At 33.8% G+C, this 3,014-nt stretch carries 2 protein-coding genes and 1 pseudogene; all 3 read right to left on the reverse strand.

The window, feature by feature from the left end; genetic code table 11:
- Positions 1-211 (reverse strand): annotated as a pseudogene (locus ACJ5GX_RS02210) (26S protease regulatory subunit); the annotation flags it as partial.
- A 134-nt stretch (positions 212-345) separates the two neighbouring features.
- The gene (locus ACJ5GX_RS02215) at positions 346-1,662 is read right to left on the reverse strand and encodes a hypothetical protein (protein WP_052264665.1); all 1,317 of its coding nucleotides are present in this window, start codon (positions 1,660-1,662) and stop codon (positions 346-348) included.
- 4 nt (positions 1,663-1,666) lie between these two features.
- Positions 1,667-3,014, reverse strand: a 1,348-nt coding sequence (locus ACJ5GX_RS02220; RefSeq protein WP_495292653.1) for a collagen-like domain-containing protein, incomplete at its 5' end; no start/stop codon positions are given.

Here is a 3,014-nt window from a genome sequence, read left to right on the forward strand (position 1 = left end):
GATCATATATAAACCAAGCGATAAAAAAGAAAACAGTGAGTAACACAGAAGGCATAGCTTCGCTAATATAATGTGCAGCCAGCTCATATCCTTTACTGAGAAACATTGTATGCATATAGGCAAACAAAAGAGCAATAGAGACCATAATTGCTATGCATAGTAAACAGATAGCAATTCTTTTGAGTAATTCTGAGATTTCAATTTTTTTCATCTTACTGTCTTATATCGATTTTAAACTGAGAACAATTTTATTTAGATTAAATACTAAAAAAATATACCCTTACACTTCTTTGAATTCTACTAAATTCACTTTTAAAAAGCAATTATAATATACTTTGTGCGTGGTTAAGATAGCTCTGGAATAGTATAAAGAACTATGTCATCATTGAAGAGAAATTCATCTGTTGTTTTGTACTCTTTATTAATTTTATAAGAATCATAAACATCGTAATCTGCTTTTGTATGGTAATCACAATATTGAAACTTACCCTCTTTATTGAAAAAGCCAAATTGATCAATTAATGTAGCCATTTTCTCACTTTTTGTTAATTCAAATACATCAGCTGGGCAGTGGCCTGAAGAATCTTGATTAGTAGTTCCTTTTGCAATAAAAAAAGATGGTTTATCGTTAAGCAACTTGCAGAAATTTGGCTTATATCCCTTTTTCATATAGTTTAAACTTGTATACTGGTATTCATCTGGAACATTTGAGTATTGAGAATCATACTTTTTATGTTCAAAAAACTCATTACCTAAGAAATTACAAAATGTTAATTTATAATCATCATTATTACTAGACTTAACGACTTTAAGATAATGAAAGTTTCTAGGAATTTTTATCTCTTCTTCTGTAACGTGATTATGTATGACCAATTGGTCATCAAGCATGCAGTAACCTATTTTTGGTAAAGTAGCTACAAGCTTACCGTTTAACATGATATCTGCTTGATAGATATTATCCGATAATTCTTTTCCCTTTTGCAAAGTAAAATCCTGCCCTGCTTTAGCTGGTGCACTGCATTGCTCAGTTTTAGTTAAGTTTTTTATTATTGTTGATATCTCACTAATTTCTAATATAACATGCTCATTTTTTGTGTATTGATACTTATAGCAACTACCATCTTCACATACTGGAAGACATTTTCCTTCTTCATCTGATATATAGATATAATCACCTTCTATTGTAAAATAAAGTCCACCTTTTTCTTCTTGAATTTTTTGTAGTACTGGGTCATTTTCATCGTTAAAATTGATAAAATTGAGTACTCCAGTTATATCTCTACCAGACAATTTGAGGCCAAAGTTAGGACTATCTTTTATGTTGTAAAGCGAAATCAAGATAGGTTTTGATTCAAGCTTTTCTATAATATTGTTTCTATTTGTACTTATTATAGCTTCTTGTTCTACAATAAGATCCTCTTTAATAGAGTTTCCACTTTCATCAGATCTTTCTGCCTGCAGGGGTAAGTTTCCTTCATATAAAGATATTTTATCTCCCTGCTTCTTTAACTTCAAACCATTAATATTCTCTACTTTAATTGTACCAATATGTGAATTGATAACCTTACTATTTTTGTTTAATATATAATATTCAGCAGGAAGTTTAATCAATTTTTTATAGAGCGGATTTTTATCCTCTATTTTAAATATATGTTTTTCCATGATATTACCTTAAATAACCAACAACTTGCTGATTAATGGCACTTAGGCTACTAGGAGGAGAGACATAACTCATAAAACTCCTTGGCTGCTCATTATCTGCCACTATTTTTTCAGTATTAACGAAAGCTCTTTGCTGCTCATTTAATCTTTTTTCCATATGATCTTTGAAAGTAGCCAAACATTTACTAGTTTGTTTGTAATCAGGTAATGATTTTTTCGCAGCTACACACAAGAACTTCAACAACTCATTATGATTTTCATCATTAAGTAATGACTTATTGATAATGGTTGACTGCAGTTCTACTGGATTAAAATTTAGACTTTTCTTTGAAATGCCGCATTTCACAGCTGTTTCTCCTAATACTTCTTCAAATTTTTTTACAATATCTACTGCATCTATTATTTTTGTCACTCGATTAAGCTCCTCTATTTCATTTTTTACTTTATATTTGTCCTGTCCTACCGCAGGGTAAAAGAAATTTATTACTTGAGATATAAATGAAGTTGGTCTGCTTGCTCCGCTTGTCACTGATGATTTTTTAGTTTCCCTCCTTCTTCTGCGTGCACTACAAACTTGATCTGCAGGATTTGTTGTACAAAACATATCTCTTACGCTACTATGCAATGCTTCCGCATTTTCTGCGGATTGAAGTGCTTGATCAGCAGAATCTTCAGCTTCTCCTGTAAGATTCACTGTTTGATTGTGTAGTATTTTAACCTTATCTTCCGTATCTTTAGCTTGTTTGGCAAAACCTTCTGAAGCATTTTTAGCTGCCTCTGCTGCTTTTTTAGCATCCAGAGTTTCATTTTTTGCTTTTCTTATCTCACGTAAAAACTGATCAGCTAATGTAGCACCTATTCCATCTTCTCCCTTGGAACCTGGCAATCCATTCGCACCTGGAGCTCCGGTATCTCCTTTTGGACCTTGTGGACCTGGCATACCCTTAAGACCAGATCTACCAACTTGACCTTTAGGTCCTTGCAAACCTATCTCTCCCTTAGGTCCTTGCAACCCATTCGCACCTGGTTCTCCTTTGTCACCTTTAGAACCTATCTCTCCTTTCTCACCCATATCACCTTTTATTCCCATGGCTCCGTCTAATCCTTTAGGACCAATATCTCCCTTTGTTCCATTTATACCTGGCTCACCTTTTATACCTTGAGGTCCTATATCTCCTTTTAATCCTTCTATACCCGGCTCACCCTTGTTACCTGTAAGACCTTGTGTACCATTGAAGCCCCTCATACCTGGCTCTCCCTTAGGACCTTCTGGACCTTGCAATCCATTTGCACCTGGTTCTCCTTTCTCACCCATATCACCTTTTATTCCCATGGCTCCGTCTAATCCTTTA

It is taken from the genome of Wolbachia endosymbiont of Tuta absoluta (assembly GCF_059414725.1).

Coding starts and splice junctions, on each gene's coding strand:
- ACJ5GX_RS02215 (WP_052264665.1), bottom strand. CDS start 1,662: ATGGAAAAACATATATTTAAAATAGAGGATAAAAATCCGCTCTATAAA.